The organism is Paenalcaligenes sp. DL 463 (genome assembly GCF_057475185.1).
Genome location: NZ_JBYBKX010000003.1, coordinates 22,009 through 42,222 on the forward strand (window position 1 = coordinate 22,009; position 20,214 = coordinate 42,222).

23 protein-coding genes are annotated in these 20,214 nt (G+C 52.0%); 8 read left to right on the forward strand and 15 right to left on the reverse strand.

Features of this window, described 5'->3' with window-relative positions; all coding sequences use genetic code 11:
- Window positions 1–75 precede the first annotated feature (75 nt).
- From AC2UZI_RS11650 to AC2UZI_RS11665, 4 genes are all read right to left on the reverse strand, one after another.
- Window positions 76–558 carry a peroxiredoxin family protein gene (locus tag AC2UZI_RS11650; RefSeq protein ID WP_486944043.1) on the reverse strand — a complete coding sequence of 161 codons (483 nt, stop codon included), beginning with the start codon at window positions 556–558 and terminating at the stop codon, window positions 76–78.
- Window positions 555–1,268 (reverse strand): BON domain-containing protein, encoded by a 714-nt coding sequence (locus AC2UZI_RS11655; protein ID WP_486944044.1) that lies wholly within the window; start codon window positions 1,266–1,268, stop codon window positions 555–557. The genes AC2UZI_RS11650 and AC2UZI_RS11655 overlap by 4 nt, the downstream gene beginning before the upstream one ends.
- Entirely contained in the window at window positions 1,265–1,858 is a 594-nt protein-coding gene (locus tag AC2UZI_RS11660; RefSeq protein ID WP_486944045.1) for a phosphoheptose isomerase, read from the reverse strand. The genes AC2UZI_RS11655 and AC2UZI_RS11660 overlap by 4 nt, the downstream gene beginning before the upstream one ends.
- Before the next feature lie 166 nt (window positions 1,859–2,024).
- Entirely contained in the window at window positions 2,025–2,504 is a 480-nt protein-coding gene (locus tag AC2UZI_RS11665) for a YraN family protein (RefSeq protein WP_486944046.1), read from the reverse strand.
- A 33-nt stretch (window positions 2,505–2,537) separates the two neighbouring features.
- Between AC2UZI_RS11665 and rsmI the strand changes: the two genes are divergently transcribed.
- Window positions 2,538–3,473, forward strand: a complete 936-nt coding sequence (gene rsmI / locus AC2UZI_RS11670; protein ID WP_486944047.1) for a 16S rRNA (cytidine(1402)-2'-O)-methyltransferase — start codon at window positions 2,538–2,540, stop codon at window positions 3,471–3,473.
- 14 nt (window positions 3,474–3,487) lie between these two features.
- Here rsmI and AC2UZI_RS11675 read toward each other — a convergent pair whose 3' ends face one another.
- The 10 genes from AC2UZI_RS11675 to AC2UZI_RS11720 all read right to left on the reverse strand — a co-directional run bounded on the left by AC2UZI_RS11675 (window position 3,488) and on the right by AC2UZI_RS11720 (window position 11,074).
- Entirely contained in the window at window positions 3,488–4,513 is a 1,026-nt protein-coding gene (locus tag AC2UZI_RS11675; protein ID WP_486944048.1) for a septal ring lytic transglycosylase RlpA family protein, read from the reverse strand.
- The gene (gene rapZ / locus AC2UZI_RS11680; RefSeq protein ID WP_486944049.1) at window positions 4,510–5,385 is read right to left on the reverse strand and encodes an RNase adapter RapZ; all 876 of its coding nucleotides are present in this window, start codon (window positions 5,383–5,385) and stop codon (window positions 4,510–4,512) included. The genes AC2UZI_RS11675 and rapZ overlap by 4 nt, the downstream gene beginning before the upstream one ends.
- A gap of 23 nt (window positions 5,386–5,408) precedes the next feature.
- Complete coding sequence (gene hprK, locus AC2UZI_RS11685) at window positions 5,409–6,344, reverse strand: HPr(Ser) kinase/phosphatase (RefSeq protein ID WP_486944050.1); 936 nt, start codon at window positions 6,342–6,344, stop codon at window positions 5,409–5,411.
- Window positions 6,319–6,807, reverse strand: coding sequence for a PTS sugar transporter subunit IIA (locus AC2UZI_RS11690; RefSeq protein WP_486944051.1), 489 nt, complete (start codon window positions 6,805–6,807; stop codon window positions 6,319–6,321). The genes hprK and AC2UZI_RS11690 overlap by 26 nt, the downstream gene beginning before the upstream one ends.
- 146 nt (window positions 6,808–6,953) lie before the next feature.
- The gene (gene hpf / locus AC2UZI_RS11695; protein WP_486944052.1) at window positions 6,954–7,280 is read right to left on the reverse strand and encodes a ribosome hibernation-promoting factor, HPF/YfiA family; all 327 of its coding nucleotides are present in this window, start codon (window positions 7,278–7,280) and stop codon (window positions 6,954–6,956) included.
- Window positions 7,281–7,429: 149 nt separating this feature from the next.
- Window positions 7,430–8,206 (reverse strand): LPS export ABC transporter ATP-binding protein, encoded by a 777-nt coding sequence (gene lptB / locus AC2UZI_RS11700; RefSeq protein ID WP_486944053.1) that lies wholly within the window; start codon window positions 8,204–8,206, stop codon window positions 7,430–7,432.
- A 36-nt stretch (window positions 8,207–8,242) separates the two neighbouring features.
- Window positions 8,243–8,860: a lipopolysaccharide transport periplasmic protein LptA gene (gene lptA, locus AC2UZI_RS11705; RefSeq protein WP_486944054.1), complete on the reverse strand. Its 618-nt coding sequence runs from the start codon at window positions 8,858–8,860 to the stop codon at window positions 8,243–8,245.
- Between the two features lie 10 nt (window positions 8,861–8,870).
- Window positions 8,871–9,476, reverse strand: a complete 606-nt coding sequence (lptC, locus tag AC2UZI_RS11710) for an LPS export ABC transporter periplasmic protein LptC (protein ID WP_486944055.1) — start codon at window positions 9,474–9,476, stop codon at window positions 8,871–8,873.
- Window positions 9,477–9,484: 8 nt separating this feature from the next.
- Window positions 9,485–10,087 carry a KdsC family phosphatase gene (locus AC2UZI_RS11715; RefSeq protein ID WP_486944056.1) on the reverse strand — a complete coding sequence of 201 codons (603 nt, stop codon included), beginning with the start codon at window positions 10,085–10,087 and terminating at the stop codon, window positions 9,485–9,487.
- The gene (locus tag AC2UZI_RS11720; RefSeq protein ID WP_486944057.1) at window positions 10,088–11,074 is read right to left on the reverse strand and encodes a KpsF/GutQ family sugar-phosphate isomerase; all 987 of its coding nucleotides are present in this window, start codon (window positions 11,072–11,074) and stop codon (window positions 10,088–10,090) included.
- A 168-nt stretch (window positions 11,075–11,242) separates the two neighbouring features.
- Between AC2UZI_RS11720 and AC2UZI_RS11725 the strand changes: the two genes are divergently transcribed.
- The 7 genes from AC2UZI_RS11725 to AC2UZI_RS11755 all read left to right on the forward strand — a co-directional run bounded on the left by AC2UZI_RS11725 (window position 11,243) and on the right by AC2UZI_RS11755 (window position 18,845).
- Window positions 11,243–11,806: a GbsR/MarR family transcriptional regulator gene (locus AC2UZI_RS11725; protein WP_486944058.1), complete on the forward strand. Its 564-nt coding sequence runs from the start codon at window positions 11,243–11,245 to the stop codon at window positions 11,804–11,806.
- The gene (locus AC2UZI_RS11730) at window positions 11,803–13,380 is read left to right on the forward strand and encodes a cytochrome ubiquinol oxidase subunit I (RefSeq protein WP_486944059.1); all 1,578 of its coding nucleotides are present in this window, start codon (window positions 11,803–11,805) and stop codon (window positions 13,378–13,380) included. The genes AC2UZI_RS11725 and AC2UZI_RS11730 overlap by 4 nt, the downstream gene beginning before the upstream one ends.
- A 12-nt stretch (window positions 13,381–13,392) precedes the next feature.
- On the forward strand, window positions 13,393–14,547 hold the full coding sequence (gene cydB, locus AC2UZI_RS11735) for a cytochrome d ubiquinol oxidase subunit II (protein ID WP_486944060.1): 1,155 nt from the start codon (window positions 13,393–13,395) through the stop codon (window positions 14,545–14,547).
- 17 nt (window positions 14,548–14,564) lie between these two features.
- Window positions 14,565–14,705, forward strand: a complete 141-nt coding sequence (gene cydX / locus AC2UZI_RS11740; protein WP_486944061.1) for a cytochrome bd-I oxidase subunit CydX — start codon at window positions 14,565–14,567, stop codon at window positions 14,703–14,705.
- Window positions 14,698–16,494, forward strand: a complete 1,797-nt coding sequence (cydD, locus tag AC2UZI_RS11745) for a thiol reductant ABC exporter subunit CydD (protein WP_486944062.1) — start codon at window positions 14,698–14,700, stop codon at window positions 16,492–16,494. Before cydX ends, cydD begins: the two co-directional genes overlap by 8 nt.
- Window positions 16,491–18,158 carry a thiol reductant ABC exporter subunit CydC gene (gene cydC, locus AC2UZI_RS11750; protein ID WP_486944063.1) on the forward strand — a complete coding sequence of 556 codons (1,668 nt, stop codon included), beginning with the start codon at window positions 16,491–16,493 and terminating at the stop codon, window positions 18,156–18,158. Before cydD ends, cydC begins: the two co-directional genes overlap by 4 nt.
- 111 nt (window positions 18,159–18,269) lie before the next feature.
- On the forward strand, window positions 18,270–18,845 hold the full coding sequence (locus AC2UZI_RS11755; protein ID WP_486944064.1) for an adenine phosphoribosyltransferase: 576 nt from the start codon (window positions 18,270–18,272) through the stop codon (window positions 18,843–18,845).
- Between the two features lie 80 nt (window positions 18,846–18,925).
- On the opposite strand, the gene pncB is transcribed toward AC2UZI_RS11755, so the two are convergent.
- Window positions 18,926–20,128, reverse strand: a complete 1,203-nt coding sequence (gene pncB / locus AC2UZI_RS11760) for a nicotinate phosphoribosyltransferase (protein ID WP_486944065.1) — start codon at window positions 20,126–20,128, stop codon at window positions 18,926–18,928.
- Window positions 20,129–20,214 lie beyond the last annotated feature (86 nt).

Sequence of the window (20,214 nt, forward strand, 5' to 3'; positions counted from 1 at the left end):
GTCAGGGTAGGTAGTGTTCAAACAAAACCCGGGGCTTTGAGGCACCCGGGGTCGGCTTTTGAGTAAGCGTGCTAGCTAGCCAGCAAGTGCTTTTTCTAGGGTATTAATAAACGTCTGTTTGTCGTAATTGCCCACATAGCGTCGCACGATATGGCCTTCTCTGTCGATGAGGTAGGCTGTGGGCGTTAAGCGCACGTCGTTAAAGGCTTTGGCGACGGAACCATCGGTATCCGGAGCCACCATGAACGGCAGTTTGCGTGATTCGGTAAAGTTACGCACATACGTAAGGGGGTCATGTTTCATGGCAACAGCAATGACCGATAAGCCTTTATCGGCATAATCAACATGATATTGCACGGTATCGGGCATTTGGGCAACGCAGGTTGTGCAATCGGTAGCCCAAAACTTCACGAACACCACGTTTCCTTTTAATGACTGCATGGTGACTTCGTCACCGTTAAGGCCAGTAAAACTAACGTCAGGTGCTTTGGAATCGTCGCCACAGGCGGCCAAAGCACCGAGTAAAACAACAAAAAGAAATTTTTTTAAGATCTTCATTGTACTGCCATGACTTCCGGGCCATCGTCGAGAGTAGACGTGCTTGTACTAGGCGATGAGCCAGAATTAGAGGGGCTTTGTGTTGTACCAATTTCGCGCGTGTCGATAAGGCTTTCGGGACTGACGTAATGGAATAATTTTACGACTTTGTTAATGCCTTTAACACTGGAGGCGGCTTTAGCAGCTCGTTCGCCTTCGGCTTCGGTGACGCGGCCTTGTAAGTACACCACACCACGCTCAGTGGTGATATTAATGGTACGTGTAGGAACATCTTTGGTGTTAACTAAGGTGCTCATTACTTTGGTGGAGAGCCAACGGTCGTTCGAGCGTACGCTGAACTCGGTGGGGGTGCCCACGCGCAAGTGATTAATGACGGTGTTGACCTTTTCCACTTGCGACACGCGCTGTTCGGCTTGTTGTTTCTCTTGTTCGGATGAGACATCGCCCGTTAGTAACACTTGGCCTGCATAGGAAGAGGCATTCATGCGACCTTGTTTTCCTTCCAGTAGTTGTCGGATTTCACTGCTGGCTTTGAGTTCGATGGCTTTGTCTTCGACCTGTTCGCCGGTGGTGCGGCGGTCGGTGGCGACCACAGCGGTAGTGGCGGCGCCGCCTACAACGGCCGCAGCACACCCACTAAGGATGGCGACAAGACAAACGATGCTAAGGGCTGCCACAGCGTTGCGACGTGGGAAAAGGGTAAAACTCATAGGGTGTCTCCGAGTAGCAGGGCATCAATGCCATCACACATTGCGTGTAGCAATACGATGTGTACTTCTTGTATGCGCATGGTGCGATCGTGCGGTACGCAAAGGTGAATATCGGTATCGGCTAGAACCTTAGTGATTTCTCCGCCACCTTTGCCGGTTAAGGCAATGACCACCATGTCTCGTTCGTGAGCGACGTTAATGGCGCGGATCACGTTGGCCGAGTTTCCACTTGTGGAGATAGCGACGAGTATGTCACCCGTTTGGCCTAAGGCGCTGATTTGACGCTCGAAAATAGCATCGTAGCCGTAGTCATTACCCACTGCCGTTAAAATTGACGTGTCGGTATTGAGTGCGATCCCGGCGAGGGGCAGGCGATCACGCTCGAAGCGGCCTACCAATTCGGCGATGAAATGCTGTGCATCGGCAGCTGAGCCGCCGTTACCGCATGCGAGTATTTTTCCGTTATTCGCCAGCGTAGCGAACAAAAGCTCTACTGCAGCGGTAAGGGGTTCGGCAAGCTCTCGCGAGCTTGCTTTTAGCGCATCGACAGAGTCGTCGAAGTGCGTAGTCATGTGGGCGATGAGATCCATAGTCTTGATTATCGCATGTTCAAATTAACAATGGTTAGCGCGAGCGCAATAAGCTTACCGAGTTTGGCATGGCAGCAGCAAAATAATCGCCGCATTCGTACGACCCGCTCGGTGTAGGAGAGTTCAATCATAAACTTGAGCTAGTGCGATGTACACCGCTATACACCTACGCACCAAAGGCATTCGTAATCCATTGTATGTTTTGCCCATCGATGGCCACCACATCAAAGCGATAAGGGGGCGTCTTCCCGTTGAAGTATCGTTTGGCTAGGCGGGGTAAAATAAGGTGTGCTGAGCCGATAATACGCCGTTGTTTAGCGCGGTCTACGCTGGCTAAGGCGCCACCGTAACGCGGGTCGGCCCTGTAACGGACTTCTACAAATATTACGCTTTGCTCATCGGTGGCAATAATATCGATTTCGCCCATGTGGGTGAGTACGTTGCGTTGTAGTATATGCAGTCCGCGATCAAGCAGGTGGTCGGCGGCTTGGTTTTCGTGTTTAAGGCCGACTTGTTGCGTCGGAGAAAGCCGTGGCTCGGCTTGCGAGTGTTTTTTTGGCGCCGTGCGCTGAGATCGTTTGCGCTTATTCAGCGCTTTGATTTGAGCCTCGCGTGCTAACTGATGGGGGCTAATAGGGGCCGACATCGTATTCCAATCTATCAACAGGAAATAAGCAGTATGAATGAGCTGAGTACAGAGCGACAGGGTGAGGCGACATGGAATCGTCTCACCGAGCGCGTAGGAGCCCAATCATGGCCTGCTTCAACGCTTTATGTGGTGGCCACGCCCATTGGTAATTTGTCTGATTTCAGCCTGCGTGCCTGGCAAACGCTATTACGTTGCGATGTGATCGCTGCAGAAGATACCCGCTCTACTCGCCCTTTGCTACAAGCGTGGGGGGTAGATACGCCCTTAATCGCCGCACACCGTCATAACGAGGCCAGTGCAGCCCAAGCGATTGTTCAACGATTAGAGCAAGGCGAACGGGTGGCGTTGGTGTCCGATGCGGGGGCGCCTGCGGTAAGTGATCCTGGAGCGCGGATTGTGAGGGCCGTGCGTGAGGCGGGCTTTAGAGTGGTGCCCTTACCCGGGGCGTCCGCTGTGATTGCCGCCTTGATGGCCACGGGCGTCACCACTGACGAGAATCCGGCTTTTGCGTTTGCAGGCTTTCTTCCGCCCAAACGCGCGGCGAGATTGAAATGGCTGCAGTCCTGGTCGCAGTTTAAAGGCCCGGTGCTGATGTTCGAGGGGCCTCACCGTTTAAAGGCGAGTGTGGCAGATTTGCTTGAGGTTTGTGGGCCCGAACGTCAAATTAGCATTGCCCGTGAGTTAAGTAAGCGTTTTGAGCAAGTACACACCTTGCGTTTGGCCGAGGCGCTTGATTGGTTAGAGGCTGATTCTCGACACAGTCAGGGTGAGTTTGTGTTGATTTTGCATGCAGCGCCCGTGCGTGAGTCAACGGTTGATCTCGATGAAATCGACGAGACTACGCAAGCGTGGATGCGTGTGTTGCTTGAAACGATGTCTGTAAAAGATGTGGCCAAGGTGGCGATGAAGGTGACCGGAATAGGTCGAGATGTGCTGTATAACTATGCCGTGCAGTTGAAGTCGTAGCTATCTCGCTGGGCTTAGCGTACGGCGACGCTAGCGGGAAGGCCGGTTTCTTGTTCTATTCTTAGCGCCGCGTTAATGGCTTCAGTGCGCGACTCGTATGGTCCGATTTGAACTCGGTATAGCTCATTCGCGGGCTCAATATGCGCATCACGGTATTCGATAGGGCGAATTTTTTGATTAATTTGTTCGGCTAAGGCGGTGGCGCTTTGCGAGGCGCTAAATGCCCCGAACTGCAAATAAACGCGAGGGGTTCCGCTGCCTGAAATAGGGGTGAGTGTACCGGTAGCGGCAACCGTACTGGGCGTGGCAAGCTCTTCAGGCAAAATGCGTTGGCTTGCGGCGTCATTACTCCATGTGCTGGTGTCATTCATAACAGCGTCTAACTGTGTTTTAGCCAGTAGCTCAAGGGCGTCGGGCACCGCCTCTTCGGGGGTGCTTGCTACACTTGTGCTGTCTTGGAAGCGTCCACTACGTATGTCTTCGTGTGTGATGGCTTCAACGACGACCGTGCCACTGCCTGGCTCAATAAGGCCCAGTTTCGCGGCGGCGACATAGGATAAGTCAATGATACGAGCCCGATGGAAAGGGCCGCGGTCATTAATGCGCACGATTACCGATTGGCCGGTGTTGGGACGGGTGACTTTGGCGTAACTGGGCAAGGGCAGTGTGGGGTGAGCTGCCGTCATGGCGTACATGTCGTAAGTTTCGCCGTTGGCGGTTTTACGTCCATGGAACTTTTTTCCATACCACGATGCGGCACCGGTTTGCCGGAAGGGCTGCTCGTTGGTGTGGGGTACATACCGTTGTCCCAAAACGGTGTAGGGGCGCATGTTCGCCGCGGCATGTTGTTCGATTTTTGGGGTGGCATTTGGGATCGCATGCAAGTTGCCGGGAGGGCTGCTGCCGGGGCCATCGTCTTTATAGTAGCCGCCTGCGCTAGAGGCTGTTCCGCTTGGCTTTGGGCCAGTGCAGCCTGCAACGAAGGCAATCATAATAGCGAATAACGCTAGCCATAGCCCTCGGTGGTGTGATGTCATCATAATGGCATATCCACGGGTGGTTGGTTGCGGTGACGAATCAGTAACGGCGAGTGCTTAGCGAAGCGCAGCGCTAGCTGTTCTACCACATAGACCGAACGGTGTTGGCCCCCTGTGCAGCCAATGGCAATGGTTAGGTAGTTTCGTGTGTCTTGCATGTAAACCGGTAGCCAGCGATTAATGAAGCCAGCAATGTCATCAATCATGGTTTCCACACTGCCAAAACGAGATAGCCACTTAGCGACGGCTTCGTCGCGTCCGGTGAGGTGGCGTAAGTCGGCATCGTAATGCGGATTGGGTAGGCAGCGTACATCAAACATAATATCGGCGTCCCCCGGTACCCCTCGTTTATAGGCGAACGACTCGAAGGTTAATACCACCGGAGCACGGTCAGCCTGCACCAAATCACGTACCCAAGCGCGTAACTGGCCGGGAGTGAGGTCAGACGTATCAATTACATGCTCTTGCTCGCGCAGTGGGGCCAGCATGTCGCGCTCGGTATCGATGCAGGTTTGCAGCGAGGGAGACTCTCCGCCAAGGCGTAAACGATCAGTAAGCGGGTGACGACGTCTGGATTCTGAATAACGTTGACGTAAGGTGTGATCGTTAGCGTCTAGGAAAATTACCCTTACCGCAATACCGCTATCGCGGACTTGTGCGATGGCTTGGGGCAGGGTGTTGAGCTCTCCGGGGGCACGTACGTCGATGGCAATGGCCACGCGTTCGATGCCAGTTTCAATAGAGCGATTAACAAAATCGGGCAGAAACTGTACTGGTAAATTATCGACGCAGGTATAACCCGTGTCTTCCAATAAGCGAAGTGCTACGGATTTTCCTGAACCCGAGATGCCTGTGATAAGTACAACTTTAAGCATGATGACTGTGCTGTCGTTTGATTTTAATCTTTGGTCGGATGGCTGTTTTCCATGATGGCTAAGGCTTGACGCTCGATGAAGTCACCCATGGTGTCGATGCCGCGAATACTAAGAATGGTGTTGCGCACAGCGGCTTCAACTAAAACCGCTAGGTTTCGTCCCGCCGCCACTTGCAGCATAACCTGTAATATGTCCACGCCCAAAATCGACTCGGTTTGATCCTGTACGGGCAGGCGTTCAAAATTTTCGGGATTCACACGGACCAAATGAACGATGAGTTTTAAGTTCATTTTGCGACGCACCGAGGTTTCACCAAAAATCGTGCGTATATCAAGTAGGCCTAAGCCGCGTACTTCAAGTAGGTTTTGCAATAAAGGAGGGCATTGGCCTTCAATTACGTTTGGTGCGGTACGCGCAACTTCAACGGCGTCATCGGCAACCAGACCATGACCGCGTGAGATCAACTCTAAGGCGAGCTCACTTTTGCCCAAGCCCGATTCGCCGGTAATTAGCACCCCTAAACCAAGCACATCAAGAAACACACCGTGCAAAATCGTTTTAGGGGCAAGACGCCTTGACAGGTAGATACGCAGAATGTCGATTAACACAGCGGTATCAAGGGGCGTTGAGAGCAACGGAATTTGACGAGTCTCGCAAAATGCAATGAGATCATCTGGCGCTTCGGTGCCATCGGACATAATGATGGCTGGGACTCCCCCTTGTGCAAGCTCGTCAAGGTGTGTCTGTCGACGCTTGGCCTCGAAACGCGTGTAATACGAGAGTTCTTCCGGCCCGAAAATTTGAATGCGCCGAGGGTGTATGAGGTTAAGGTGACCGATTAAATCGGCCGACGCCATACCGGAGTCAAGGGTAACGTGGGTAGCGGCTTGCTCGCCAGCTAGCCACGTAAAAGAAATTCGATGTGCGTTATCGCTAACTAGCTCTTGTATCGTTAACATCGTTTTTGTCCTCGGCCGTTGCAGTTAACAGATTATGCACTACGGCTGGGTCAGTTTCGGTGTTAAGAGCATGCCGAAGGTTGGGGTCAGACATGAGACGGGCGATTTCCGCGAGTAAATCAAGGTGGACTTGAGTGGCGTTCTCGGGCACCAGCAATACAAAAAGCAGGCTGGCGGTACGGCCATCGCAGGCATCAAAACGCACGGGTTCTTCTAGGCGAATGAACGCCGCCACGGGCTCTTTAAGGTCTTTAATGCGCCCATGGGGGACAGCGACCTCGTGGCCGAGAGCGGTAGAGCCTAAGCGTTCTCGTGAGAATAGACTTTGAAATACAACCGTACGCGCAATACCATGGTTGTTTTCAAAGAGTAAGCCTGCTTGCTCAAAAGCCCGTTTTTTACTGGTTGCGGCCAGGTCAAGTACCACGTTGGTGGAGGGCAAAATACGCGACAATAGATTCATAGTAGCTATTATAAAACGAATGCACGGTGCTGAATATGCCCCATTGCACACGAAACCAGACAATTAATAAAGCCCCGCTTAAAAACGGGGCTACTGACGTTGTCTAGTGTAGCAGTAGTCGCTTAGACAAATCTGCATCTGGGCAGTTAGAGAGTGGCTTCTTCCATACGTTTGTGTGGAGTATGAGCATGGTTATAGGCTTTGGACTTGGTCTTTACGATTTGGCGCTCGACCTTATCTGACAAGACATCGATAGCGGCATACATGGATTCTTCGGTGGCTGCGCTATGAATATCTTTGCCCGCTACACGTAGTGTGATTTCTGCGGTGTGATTAACGCGCTCGACCGAAAGTATGACCTGACTGCTAATAACGCTATCAAAGTGCTTTGTGATACGGCCTATTTTATTTTCGACATAGTCGCGAAGTGCCGCGGTAATTTCTATATTACGACCGGTGATGCTCAGGTTCATAAGGACTCTCCTGTGAAAACAAGATGCGCTGCTGTGCGCAAAAGTTAACGGTGCAAAACGTTTACGCCCTCCTTAGAATTCCTACACATCCAGTATACCTAAGCTGACAAATTTTAAAATGATGTAGCTCAATATATTTTTACTTACGCCTACATTTTGAAGTTTTTCCCTAGATACACCTGGCGCACCGCCTCGTTATTAATGATCTCGTTGGGATGGCCGCTAGTGAGAACTTTGCCATCACTGATGATGTAGGCGCGATCACAGATACCAAGGGTTTCGCGTACGTTATGGTCGGTAATAAGTACCCCAATATTGCGCGATTTTAAGAACTGCACAATGCGTTGGATCTCAATGACGGCAATGGGGTCTACACCTGCGAAAGGCTCGTCTAATAAGATAAATCGAGGCTGCGTCGCTAAGGCGCGTGCAATTTCGACGCGACGACGCTCCCCGCCGGACAGCGATAAGGCGGTGCTGTTTCGGATATGGTCGATTTGCAGTTCGTCAATTAGCTGTTCGAGGTGCTGGTTGATTAGCGTAGCGCCAAAGCGCTTGCCGTTCTCATCAAACTGCAGTTCAAGTACGGCCCGAATGTTTTGTTCGACGGTGAGACGCCTGAATACTGAGGCGTCTTGTGGCAAATAGGAAAGGCCAAGGTGGGCACGTTTATGCATGGGCAAGCCGGCAATTGGCGTGCCATCGATTTCGATACGGCCCGAGTCGGCGTGCACGATGCCCACGATCATGTAGAAACTGGTGGTTTTCCCTGCGCCGTTAGGGCCCAATAGGCCCACCACTTCACCGCTTTCAACGGCGATGGAGACATCTTTAACAACGGTTCGTTTGCCGTAGGTTTTACTCAGCCCTACCGCTCGGAGGCTGCCGGATTGGGTACGGTTAAGAGAGTGGACATTTGTGCTCATTGCGGGCGCTTTTGGTTGGGCTGTGGGGGCGGTTTATTACGATTTGTCTTGGCATTCCGCAAGAGCGGCATCGGCTTTGGCACGGGGGCGAGCAACAGATCGAACCCGTTGGTTATCGGCGGCTGACTGAGCGCCACCGAACGCCTCATAGGTCTCGGTGTCTTGGTGGTACACCACGCGATCCCCTCGAATGTTGTCAAAGGGCTTGCCACAGACGTAGCGCGTAACAATGGCTTGGCCAATCATGATGAGCTCGTCCGTTTTGCTGTTGTATTCGGCTCTGAGGCCTTCGGCTTTAATGACTTCGTGTTTCTCGGGCTTTTCTTGACGCACGCGTACACGGTCGGTGGTGGTGACGGTTGCGGTCCCATACTGAAAGCCTTCGTCGTCTTCGCGCATGGTGAGGCGATCAGAATGTAGAACCATCAGGCCGCGCGTCATGATCACGTTGCCCACGAAAACACTTTCTCGTTTTACGTCGTCATAATGCAGCGTGTCAGAGAGAATGAGTGTGTCGGGTTCGGCTTCAGCATCGGTGGATTGCGCAAACAGAGTGGTGCTGCAAAGCACTAAACTCACGGTAGCGACAAGTACGGACCAGCTCGAACCAAAGCGTCGTGTCGGTAGTGTTAAGAAAGTGGGCGCTAGTTTCATGGCGGTGTGTTCAGTTAGAAGGCTGATTTCGACGTTCTTGTCGGTCTTGGCCTGAAATTTTAACGTCTGAGGCTGAGAAAACCTCAAGTTGGCGGCTGCTGTTATCGTAACGCATGCCGGTGCCGCGCATGGTCGAGTTACCGTTTACAACCGTGGCAGGAATATCGGTGTAAACCACATCCTCGTCGGGCAAAATGATAAGGGTTTCGCTGGTGACATCAAGGGCTTTACGCTCGGCATCGGGCAGACGGTGTACGTGTGCGTTGCCTTGCATGGTGATGCGAGCCCCATCTTGATCCATGATGGCGGTGTCGGATGTCGCAATAGTGATGGGCGAGTTGGCTCGGTTTCCGATGGCACGGGCGGTGGTGATTTCGTACGAGTCATCGTCAGGAAAGTGCAGCATGTGATCGCCCTCTAGGCGATTGATGGCCACCCCCTCTTCGTTGCTACGAACCAAGGTGAAGTGTTGGGCCCAGGAGTCGGGTTCGTGTGTGACTCGTCGTACGGGATCCACTTCGATGGCGCGCTGCGTATAGTCGGCCGCCCACCAGGTACCCGCTACGAGAATCAGCAGCAATAAAATCGAGACGAAAGTGGGCAGCCGTTCACGCATACCTAACCTTATTGAATTACCGCGGTGGTACTTAAGGGTTTAGCGTTTAACAACGCGCCCAGTTTGCCTTGGCTAGCGAGGATGATGTCACAGCATTCGCGCACAGCACCCATTCCCCCTTGTTTGCTGGCAACCCAATGACTAAGGTGAGCGATGTAACTGGGGGCGTCCGGCACGCTGGCGGCAAAGCCCACGCGCTGCATGGCCGCAATATCAATAATATCGTCGCCCATGTATCCAATTTCGGAAAAATCCAAGCCCAAGCGCTGAGCCAGGTCTTGTAGCACGTCAATTTTGTTGCGCACGCCTTGGTGGACTTCGGCAATGCCAAGTTCGGCAGCGCGGCGTGCCACGATTGGCCCTTCTCGGCCCGTGATTAAGGCAACACGTATGCCGCTTTCATCAAGTAAGCGCAGCCCATAACCGTCAAGGGCGTGAAAGGCTTTGACCGCTTCGCCTTGTTCGCCATACCACAGGCGTCCGTCGGTAAGTACACCGTCTACGTCAAAAACCATAAGGCGAAGTTGGCGTAAGCGCTGTTGTAAGTCGGGGCTAATTTTAGCAAGCAGCAGGGCTTCGGCTGGGTGTTGCGGAATAAGAGTTTCAGTCATTTATAGTACCTTTGCCGCCAGTAGGTCGTGCATGTGTAGCGCGCCTTGTAAGCGGCCATCTTCGCCCAAAACAAGCATTTGGTTGATGCGGTTGGCATCCATTGTGCTGGCTGCCTCGATAGCGAGAGCTTGCGCAGGAATGTGTCTGGGGTTGTGGGTCATGCCTTCGTGGACCTGAATGTGGCGGATGTCCCCGTGTCGGCGAATCAGTCGGCGTAAGTCGCCATCAGTAAAAATGCCGATGGGGTGTTGTTTTTCGTTAGTGACGATGGTCATACCCATCCCTTTTGCTGACATCTCGGCAAGGGCTTCGGGTACGAGCGTGTGTTGATCGACAATGGGTAAGGCGTCGCCTTTACGCATGATGTCGCGCACGTAGGTTAAGAGTTGTCGGCCTAATGCTCCACCGGGGTGAGAGCGTGCAAAATCTTCTTGACTAAAGCCTCTGGCTTCGAGGCAGGCGACGGCTAGGGCATCGCCAAGAACTAAGGCCGCTGTCGTGCTGGCAGTGGGCGCCAGATTAAGTGGACAGGCTTCGTATTCGACCTGAGCGTCCAGATGTAAATCGGCGTTTTTTGCGAGCTCTGAGTCGGGGTGGCCGGTGACGGCAATCAGTCGTGCTCCCATGCGCTTTATGACCGTTAAAACGGTCATAAGTTCTTGAGCCTTACCCGAGTAAGAGATGGCGATCACCACATCTTGACCTGTAATCATACCCAAATCACCGTGTAGCGCTTCAGCGGCATGCACAAAAAAAGCGGGCGTGCCTGTGGAGGCAAGTGTGGCCGCTATTTTTCGGGCCACATGCCCCGACTTACCGATGCCCGTTACCACGACTCGTCCTTGACAGTGCAAAAGCATGTCTACGGCGTCGACGAAATGGTGGTCGAGTCGGTCTTTTAGGGCCGTAAGCGCGTTGATTTCGATGCTAAATGTTTGCTTAGCCGAAGCGATAACGTCGGTGTGAGTATGAGCTTGGGTTTTCATGGGTAGATTGTAATCGGGATCACTTATTTTAGCTGCTCTTTGATTTTTTTCAGTCACAAAGCGTAGCCGCGCTGCGCCGGTGCGTAACTTGCCTTGGATAGGGGAACGTATTACTATTCCCAGTTACTGTAATTTCAGTAATTACTGAAACTTCAAAAAAAACTTATTATGAATCTCGACCCGCAAACTGAGCGTTTTGTGTTGCATTTCGGAGAGATGGGCGGACGGTGGGGCGTTAACCGCACCGTGGGGCAAATCTATGCCTTGTTGTTTTTGTCGCCTACTGCATTGAATGCCGAGCACATCGCTGACACCCTCAAAATCTCCCGTTCTAACGTCAGCATGAGCTTGAAAGAGTTGCAGTCGTGGCGCCTTGTGCAAATGGTGCATAAAGTGGGTGACAGGCGCGAGTATTTCGAATCGCCTAAAGATGTATGGGAAATCTTTAGCATCTTGGTCGAAGAAAAGCGTAAACGGGAAATTGATCCAACGCTAAGCTTATTGCGTAGTATTCTGATGGAACAACCTAAGAACGAGCAAGAGGCGTTCGAGCAACAACGTATTGGTGACATGCTTGAGCTTATCGAGTTAGCCACTGGCTGGTTCGATGAGATTCATCATTTACCCCCAGAGACCTTACAAAGCCTGATGAAGCTAGGTTCTAAGGTGCAGAAAGTGTTGGGTTTGGCGGGTAAGGTTCGTAAAAGCGCTGGATCGGGAGCCAAAACATGATTGATTTCGATGTGGTTACGCTTTCTCGTTTGCAGTTTGCTGCAACGGCGATGTTTCACTTCTTATTTGTTCCCCTCACGATGGGGCTGGCGTTGTTGCTAGCCATTATGGAAAGTGTGTACGTCATGACGGGCCGCGCGATTTGGCGGCGCATGACCATGTTTTGGGGCAAGTTATTCGGTATTAACTTTGCACTTGGGGTAGCAACAGGTGTGGTAATGGAGTTCCAGTTTGGTATGAACTGGGCGTATTACAGCCATTATGTGGGCGATATTTTTGGGGCCCCCCTTGCTATTGAAGGCTTAATGGCCTTTTTCCTTGAAGCCACTTTCGTCGGCTTATTTTTCTTCGGTTGGGATCGACTTTCGAAAATCGGGCACTTGATTGTGACGTGGCTAGTCGCCTTAGGGGCTAACTTTTCAGCCTTATGGATTCTGATTGCGAATGGGTGGATGCAAAACCCCGTGGGCGCCACCTTTAATCCTCAAACCATGCGTATGGAGCTTACTGACTTCGCGGCCGTTATTTTTAATCCGGTAGCGCAAGCTAAGTTTGTACACACCGTTAGCGCGGGTTACGTTTTGGGTGCGGTTTTTGTTTTGGGTGTCAGCGCGTGGTATGTGCTGCGAGGTAGGCATTACGAAATCGCACGTCGCTCTATGGTGGTTGCCGCCAGCTTCGGTTTGGCGTCAGCGCTGTCTGTGGTGGTGTTAGGTGATGAAAGCGGATACCTCACGACCGAGCATCAGCAAATGAAAATCGCCACTATTGAGGCGATGTGGGAAACCGAACCTGCCCCCGCCAGCTTTAATGCCTTCGCCATTCCTAGCCAAGAAGGGCGGTCTAACAGCTTTGCTGTCGAAATACCGTGGGTGATGGGGCTGATCGGTACGCGTTCGCTAAGTACGCCCATGTTGGGCATCAACGATTTGGTCGAGCACGCTAAGGTGCGCATTCGTAACGGCTTGGTGGCGTATGAGTCATTGCAAAAGGTAAGGGCGGATGAAAACGATCAGGAAGCCCGAGCTGTGTTTGACGAGCACTGGCAAGATCTGGGTTACGCGTTATTGCTGAAGCGGCATCTCAGCGATATCGGGCAAGCGACGGATGCACAAATTGATCAAGCGGCGTGGGACACGGTTCCGCAAGTAACCCCCTTGTTCTGGACCTTCAGGATCATGGTGGGGCTAGGCGTCTATTTTATTGCTTTCTTTATTATTGCTTTCTTTCTTGCATCAACCGACCGTATTACGCGTTCACCGCGCTTCTTGAAAACGGCCGTATGGACCATACCGTTGCCATGGATCGCCATTGAGTGTGGCTGGTTTGTGGCCGAGTACGGGCGCCAGCCATGGATTATTGAAGGCGTCTTACCCACGTACTATGCGGCCTCAGGGTTAAGTATCAGTGATTTGGTGATTAGCTTATCGATCTTCTTTGCGCTCTATGCGGCACTTGCCGTGGTCGGCGTCAAAGTAATGTTGCATGCCATTCGTTCAGGCCCTGACGATGAGGCACAGGACGATGCGGATGCCTTATCGACTCACACACCACGTGTATTACCTGCGGAATAAGGGAGAAAAATAATGGACGCTTTTATTCTTCTCGATTACGACACGCTAAGGGTGATCTGGTGGTTACTGCTTGGTGTGTTACTGGCTGCTTTTGCTGTCATGGATGGTGCGGATTTAGGCATTGCGATGCTTTTACCGGCGGTCACTAAGAATGACGCTGAGCGACGGGTGCTTTTTAACGTGATTGGCCCAGTATGGGAAGGTAACCAGGTTTGGTTAATTCTCGGTGGTGGGGTGATTTTTGCGGCGTGGCCGTTGTTGTATGCCATGGCATTTTCAGGCTTTTATTTAGCCATGATGTTGTTGCTGGTCGCGTTGATATTACGTCCCGTTGCCATTAAGTATCGCAGCAAAATGACCTCGACTGTGTGGCGTACACGGTGGGACGCAATCTGGTGTGGTACGGGCGTGGTAGCTGCTTTGGTTTTTGGGGTGGCCGTGGCGAATATCATGATCGGAACCCCGTTTGGTTTCGAGAGCGCGACGATGCGCCCGATGTATCAGGGTGGGTTCTTCGCGTTATTTACGCCTTTTACGCTGTTAGTCGGTGTGATTTCCATTTTGATGATGGCCTTTCAAGGTGCTGTGGTCTTGTCAGGGAAAACAGAGGGCTCGATTTCACAACTGGCTAAACGCTGGGCGACCTACACCGGTTTGGCGTGTGTGGCCTTGTTTATCGTGGCGGGCTGGTTCATTGCGACCACAGTCCCTGGGTATTCAGTAGAGACGGCGGCCTTGGCGCACGCTTACTCTAACCCCTTGGCCAAAGTGGTAACGGTAAGTCCAGGAGGGTGGATGGCTAACTACACAACCTACCCATGGATGTGGATAGCGCCTCTGATGGGCGTGGTGGGGGCCTTGATAGCAATTGCGATCGTCCGTATGAAGAAAGGTGTGTTTGCCTTATTCTTTTCCTCGCTGTCGGTGATGGGCATTGTCTTTACCTTTGGGTTTTCTACTTTTCCTTTTTTAATGCCCTCATCGCTAGAGCCTAGTTCTAGCCTTACTATTTATGATGCATCAGCCAGTCATTTTTCGTTGTGGATCATGTTGCTGATTTCATGCTTTTTCTTGCCTCTGATTGTGATGTATACCTCTTGGGTTTATCGGGTGATGCGCGGCAAGGTCACCCCAGAGTCTATCGATGACGCTCCCCATTCTTATTAATTAAGCGAGGTGTAACGATGTGGTATTTTTCGTGGATATTAGGGCTGGGCTTAGCGTGTGCTTTTTCTATCCTCAATGCGATGTGGTTCGAGTTGCGAGTGGTACGAGCCCAAGAAGAGGGAGCGCAACGAAGAGCGGCAACGGCTGCGAATGACTAAACTCACCACCCGTTTGAAGCCCGAGTCTGCCCCGTTAGGCGAGGCATGGTTACGTCGGACCTGGCGAGTGGCACCGGTACGTACTGTGTGGGCATTACTCGCGCCGTTGATAACGGGTTTGTTATTTATTCCTCAAGCCTGGTGGCTAGCTCGTGTTTTGCAGCAAGCCATTGTCGATAAGGTATCGGTTGCGGCGTTATGGCCTTCAGTGTTGTTTATTGCGGGCTTACTGATACTACGCGCCATTATCTCGTGGTCGGGCGAGCGCAGCGCCAGTGCGGCTTCTGAGGCCATTAAACACCGACTGCGTAACGCCTTATTGCATGAGCTATTACATCGTGGGCCTGCTTGGACGCAACGTCATCCGTCGGGTGAACTGGCGACAGCCGTGATGGACCATGTCGAGGCGCTAGATGGTTACTTACAGCGTTACATGGCAGCGGCAGTGGCCGCCGTGTTCTTACCGCTAATCTTGTCCGTAGCTGTATTTGGTGTGGACTGGGTGGTTGCGGTGTTACTGCTGTGTACGGCACCCCTTATTCCACTGTTCATGGCCTTGGTGGGTTGGGGCGCCGAGTCAGCAAATCAGAAGCATCAGCAAACACTGCAACGTTTATCCGGGATTTTTGGTGATCGGATTAAAGGTTTGTTTACCTTAACGCTATTTGGGCAAACGGCTGCGGAAGTGGACGCGGTACGACGGGCCAGTGTTAACTTGGGCCAAACCACCATGAAGGTGTTGCGCATCGCTTTTCTGTCGTCTGCGGTGCTAGAGCTGTTTGCCGCGTTGGGTGTGGCGGGCGTAGCGGTTTACATCGGGCTTAGTTATTTGGGCATGCTGGGGCCAAGCTTCAGTGGTTTTAGCTTACAACATGGCTTGTTTTGTTTGTTCATCGCGCCAGAGGTCTACCAGCCTTTGCGGCAGTTGGCTGCTAGTTATCATGATCGAGCCCAAGCGAAGTCCGCGGCTCACGAGCTTGAGCAATTGTTTGTCAGCTTGCCTTCTCTCGCGGCAAAAGAGGGGGGCGTCGCTTCAGAGTCCACAACGTGGCCGATTACCCAGCGCATCGACCTTCAGGCCCCCGATTCCACTGATTTTAAACGCACGGGGCTGATGCCTTTGGTTTTAACGGCAACGAATTTAAGCCTAAGTGTGCCGGGCAGCTTTGACGCCTTACTTGAAAGTTGCTCCATTCGCTTACGCCGTGGTGACTCCGTTGCCGTTGTGGGTGCCAGCGGTAGCGGTAAAACGACCTTTCTTGAAAGTTTGATCGGGTTACGGCCACGCACCAGTGGTGAAATTGTCCTTTATACGCGTAATGAAACAGCGTCTGCCGACGGCATGGATCACCTTAGCGAGGTGTGTATGGTTGGTTCTACGCCGTTTATTGCCTTGGGCACGGTGGCAGAGGCCCTGCGTCTAGCCTCGCCGAAGGCGACCGATCAGCAATTGTGGCGCGCGCTGGAAGCGGTGCAGCTGGCAGAGGTGTTGCGTTCAAATGCTCAGGGTTTACAAACGAGGGTGGGCAATCGGGGCTTTGGTTTTTCTGGCGGACAAATTCATCGTTTGGCGCTAGCTCGATTATTCTTATCCGATGCTTCGCTGATTCTACTTGATGAGCCCACCGCCCATTTAGATAGTCAGACCCGTGATGCCGTGTTGGATGCGATTGATGCGTTTTGCGCTAATCGAGCCTTAGTGATCGCCACGCATGACCCTGTTGTAGCGGCTCGCATGTCCTCAAGGTGGTATCTCGAAGAGGGGATATTGCATGGGGTGAAGCCATGAAATTATGGTGGCAACTTTGTGCGTCGTGGTTTCGAGAGCATAAGGCTCGTAGCGCCGCGGCATTGTTTGCAGCGCTGAGCACCGTGTTTGCGGGGGTGGGTTTACTGACCGTGGCCGGTTGGTTCTTAACAGGAGCTTTTTTAAGTGGCTCGTTGATCCTGTTTAATTTATTTGTTCCGTCAGCATTGGTACGTGGATTATCAATGTGGCGCATTGTCTCGCGCTATCTTGAACGTATCACGGGCCATACCGTGACCTTAGACCTGCAAGCGGAAATACGGGCCCAAACGTTTGAACAGTTATCGCAGTTACCGGCCGCGGAACTGGCACGATACCGTGATGGTGATTTGGTGGCACGCCTGATTAACGACGTAGAGCGATTGGATTCGGTCTTTTTGTTATTGATTGTGCCCGCATTTACCGCCTTAACGGGTGGCGTTTTGTATTCGATTTTTGTGGGCTCACACGTACCTTGGGCGGGAATCGCTGTACTGGCCTGCGTGTTGATTGGTGTGGTGGCGGCCCCTTATTGGGTGGCAAGGCGTAGCGCGCGCCTTGGTCTGGATGTCACCGATAAGGTATCGCAACTGCGAGCCTTACTGCACGACGCGATGGTTGCACACGTTGATATTGTGGTGTTTAACGGTTTTAGGTCGTTGCAGCATAGCTTTGAAGCGCAAAGTGCAGAGTTGTCTGCGCAGCGCACGCGTATGGCGGCAATGGCAAGCCTAGGCAATTTGACTCAACAAGTGGGGATGGGCTTGTTGCTTATTACGATGGTACTAACCGGATTGCATACGTATCACGAGTACGAGCTAAGCGCTGCCATTTGGGTGGGGTTATTGCTGGGGGCGTTAGGGCTTTTTGAAGTGATGGCGCCTTTAATGCGAGGGGCCTCTAGTTTAGGTGTGGCCAGCTCGGCTGCCGCACGCCTGCAAACCTTGCGTGCGAACGTTTCTGATGAAAAGCACGACACGCAAGAGCGAGCTTTGCCGACAACAGGCGCCTTGTGCTTGGACGGGCTTTCGGTGGGTTACGAGCATAATGCGGCGCTGTTGTCGAATATCAACCTAAGCGTTGCTCAGGGCGAACGGGTGTTAATCCGAGGGCTGAGCGGAGCGGGTAAATCCACATTACTGCATACCATCATGGGCGTGACCCCCAGCTTAGCGGGACAGATACGTTATGGCGACGTAGACCTTGATGATATCAGCACAGCGCAGCGCTTTCGGCAGTTTACGCTGATGTCACAACATTCGACGGTGTTTATGGGAAGCTTGCGCCATAACTTGTTGCTGGCTAAGCCAGATGCGACGGATGCAGAGCTATGGTCTGCGCTTGAGCGCGTCCGTTTGGACGAGTTCGTCAATCGTTTGGCATCGGGTTTAGATAGTTGGGTGGGTGAGGGGGGCAACACCTTATCCACAGGGCAAAAACGGCGATTATGCTTGGCCCGTATTTTGTTAACGTCGGCCTCGCTTTGGGTGTTGGACGAGCCGCTTAGTGGTTTAGATGAGGCGACAGCCTACGCGCTACTGCGTGATTTATTGCAATTTGCCGAGAAGCGTACCATTATCATGGTGAGTCATGAGCCGGTGCCGTCTGGCTTGTTTCATCGTGAAATGCAAATCATCGGTGAGCAGCTTTACGATATACCCGCGTAACGTTCTTTTTAAGGCACGATCATCACTATTCGCAGTGAGATTGTGTACACTTTCATGCGTGCCGATGGTGCATTGTGCGCCGTGGTTATTTTTGTGGTTATTTGAGTCAACATGCATACCGATCCCGCCGAATACATTCGTCAGACGATTCGCAGCGTACCTGACTGGCCTAAGGCTGGTGTCACGTTCCGTGATATCACTCCGGTTCTTCAAGACCCTCAGGCTTTTCGTGTACTTATCGATTTATTCGTTTATCGTTACATGCGTCAACGCCTAGACTTGGTTGCAGGGGTTGATGCGCGTGGCTTTATTGTAGGTTCTGTCTTGGCCTACGAACTGAATTTGGGCTTTGTGCCTGTGCGTAAGAAAGGCAAATTGCCGTTTCAAACCGTGGCTGAGGAATATTCCTTAGAGTATGGAAATGCAACGGTAGAAATGCATACCGATTCAGTGCGTCCTGGGCAACGAGTACTGTTGATCGACGACTTGATTGCTACAGGTGGCACCATGGTAGCTGCCTCAAGACTATTACAACGTCTCGGGGCCAATGTCATCGAGGCGGCTGCTATTATTGACTTGCCTGACTTGGGCGGATCCAAAGCGGTTACGGAAACTGGGTTACCGGTTTATACCGTATGCGAGTTTGGGCAATCATTGCCGGCTCCACACGAGCTTCCTGGTCAATAAGCCAGCCATTAAAAAACCCTTTCATATAAAGAAAGGGTTTTTTTGTGGACACTGCCTTTAGCTGTTCCAGCACAGCCCGCTTAGTGGTAATGGTCAAATACCTGACGCAAATACGCTAAGAAAGTGTCATCGTTGCATTGGGTTTTGCCCGGCGAATCTGAAAGTTTAGCGGTGGTAGCACCGTTGCAACTGACCAGCTTCATGACAATATTAAGCGTTTGTATGCCCATGTCGTTGGTTAAGCTGGTGCCAATGCCGAAGCCCACTTGTATGCGGCTGCCAAAGTATCGATACAGCTTGATTGCTGTATCGATATCTAAGCCATCAGAGAACACCAGCCGTTTTGCTCTGGGGTCAATGCGTAGGCTTTTATAGTGATTAATGGCTAACTCACCCCACTCGTATGGGTCGCCAGAGTCATGGCGTAAGCCATCAAAAAGCTTGGCGAAATAAAGATCGAAATCGCGTAAAAATGCTTTCATGCCGATGGTGTCAGTTAAGGCGATGCCCAGATCCCCACGGTACTCTTGTACCCAGTCCTCTAGTGCTGCTTTTTGAAAGTCACGTAAGCGTACAGCGCCGAAGGCTTGAAAAGACTGAAAATACTCATGGGCCATGGTGCCGATGGGTACGAGATTGTGTTTGCGGGCCAGATACACGTTTGAAGTGCCTTTGAAATAGGCTGGCACGTCACTGGCTAAGCGAGCAATAACCTCGTCGTGCCACGCCGCAGAGTAGCGACGACGTAAGCCGAAATCAGATAGGTCAAAGCCAAAGTGCTCTTGGGGTTGTGTGGCGAAGTTTTGTAAGCGTTCAATTTTTGCCGTTAACCGTTGTCGCCCTTCGTTCAGAAGCGTGGTGGCATCGAACTGTCTGAAATAGAGTTCATTAACAATCGCCAACACGAAAATTTCAAATCCCATTACATGGACCTGGGGGCCCTCGGTAATGATGCGCAGTTCAGGGCCATCCGTTTCGACGGTAATGAAACGTCGCTGATAGCGAAATAGCGATAAATAGTCAACGAAGTCAGACTTGATATAACGAAGGCCGGCAAGGTAATCCAATTCATCTTGCGTGAAACGTAGACTGCACAGATGATCAAGCTGGCGCTCGATTTCGGGAGCCAGTTCAGCCAGTGGGAATGAGGGTTCGTTACGGCATAAAAACTCGTATCGCGCCTGTGCCGCTGGGTGCCGATGCAGCATGGCTTGCCACATGGTGAACTTATAGAGATCGGTCTCAAGCAGGGAGTGAATAACAGGAATAAAAGGTTGGCTCATTATTGTCGCTGTGTTTGTTACGCTGATTCGTCTCTTGATAGTCTACTCGCATTCTGTGCTACGAGACGCGGGAGCAAAAAGAACAA

Bases quoted from the DNA above. Each gene is read 5' to 3' on its own strand.
- AC2UZI_RS11650 (WP_486944043.1), bottom strand. From the start codon at position 558: ATGAAGATCTTAAAAAAATTTCTTTTTGTTGTTTTACTCGGTGCTTTG.
- AC2UZI_RS11655 (WP_486944044.1), bottom strand. From the start codon at position 1,268: ATGAGTTTTACCCTTTTCCCACGTCGCAACGCTGTGGCAGCCCTTAGC.
- AC2UZI_RS11660 (WP_486944045.1), bottom strand. From the start codon at position 1,858: ATGGATCTCATCGCCCACATGACTACGCACTTCGACGACTCTGTCGAT.
- AC2UZI_RS11665 (WP_486944046.1), bottom strand. From the start codon at position 2,504: ATGTCGGCCCCTATTAGCCCCCATCAGTTAGCACGCGAGGCTCAAATC.
- rsmI (WP_486944047.1), top strand. From the start codon at position 2,538: ATGAATGAGCTGAGTACAGAGCGACAGGGTGAGGCGACATGGAATCGT.
- AC2UZI_RS11675 (WP_486944048.1), bottom strand. From the start codon at position 4,513: ATGATGACATCACACCACCGAGGGCTATGGCTAGCGTTATTCGCTATT.
- rapZ (WP_486944049.1), bottom strand. From the start codon at position 5,385: ATGCTTAAAGTTGTACTTATCACAGGCATCTCGGGTTCAGGAAAATCC.
- hprK (WP_486944050.1), bottom strand. From the start codon at position 6,344: ATGTTAACGATACAAGAGCTAGTTAGCGATAACGCACATCGAATTTCT.
- AC2UZI_RS11690 (WP_486944051.1), bottom strand. From the start codon at position 6,807: ATGAATCTATTGTCGCGTATTTTGCCCTCCACCAACGTGGTACTTGAC.
- hpf (WP_486944052.1), bottom strand. From the start codon at position 7,280: ATGAACCTGAGCATCACCGGTCGTAATATAGAAATTACCGCGGCACTT.
- lptB (WP_486944053.1), bottom strand. From the start codon at position 8,206: ATGAGCACAAATGTCCACTCTCTTAACCGTACCCAATCCGGCAGCCTC.
- lptA (WP_486944054.1), bottom strand. From the start codon at position 8,860: ATGAAACTAGCGCCCACTTTCTTAACACTACCGACACGACGCTTTGGT.
- lptC (WP_486944055.1), bottom strand. From the start codon at position 9,476: ATGCGTGAACGGCTGCCCACTTTCGTCTCGATTTTATTGCTGCTGATT.
- AC2UZI_RS11715 (WP_486944056.1), bottom strand. From the start codon at position 10,087: ATGACTGAAACTCTTATTCCGCAACACCCAGCCGAAGCCCTGCTGCTT.
- AC2UZI_RS11720 (WP_486944057.1), bottom strand. From the start codon at position 11,074: ATGAAAACCCAAGCTCATACTCACACCGACGTTATCGCTTCGGCTAAG.
- AC2UZI_RS11725 (WP_486944058.1), top strand. From the start codon at position 11,243: ATGAATCTCGACCCGCAAACTGAGCGTTTTGTGTTGCATTTCGGAGAG.
- AC2UZI_RS11730 (WP_486944059.1), top strand. From the start codon at position 11,803: ATGATTGATTTCGATGTGGTTACGCTTTCTCGTTTGCAGTTTGCTGCA.
- cydB (WP_486944060.1), top strand. From the start codon at position 13,393: ATGGACGCTTTTATTCTTCTCGATTACGACACGCTAAGGGTGATCTGG.
- cydX (WP_486944061.1), top strand. From the start codon at position 14,565: ATGTGGTATTTTTCGTGGATATTAGGGCTGGGCTTAGCGTGTGCTTTT.
- cydD (WP_486944062.1), top strand. From the start codon at position 14,698: ATGACTAAACTCACCACCCGTTTGAAGCCCGAGTCTGCCCCGTTAGGC.
- cydC (WP_486944063.1), top strand. From the start codon at position 16,491: ATGAAATTATGGTGGCAACTTTGTGCGTCGTGGTTTCGAGAGCATAAG.
- AC2UZI_RS11755 (WP_486944064.1), top strand. From the start codon at position 18,270: ATGCATACCGATCCCGCCGAATACATTCGTCAGACGATTCGCAGCGTA.
- pncB (WP_486944065.1), bottom strand. From the start codon at position 20,128: ATGAGCCAACCTTTTATTCCTGTTATTCACTCCCTGCTTGAGACCGAT.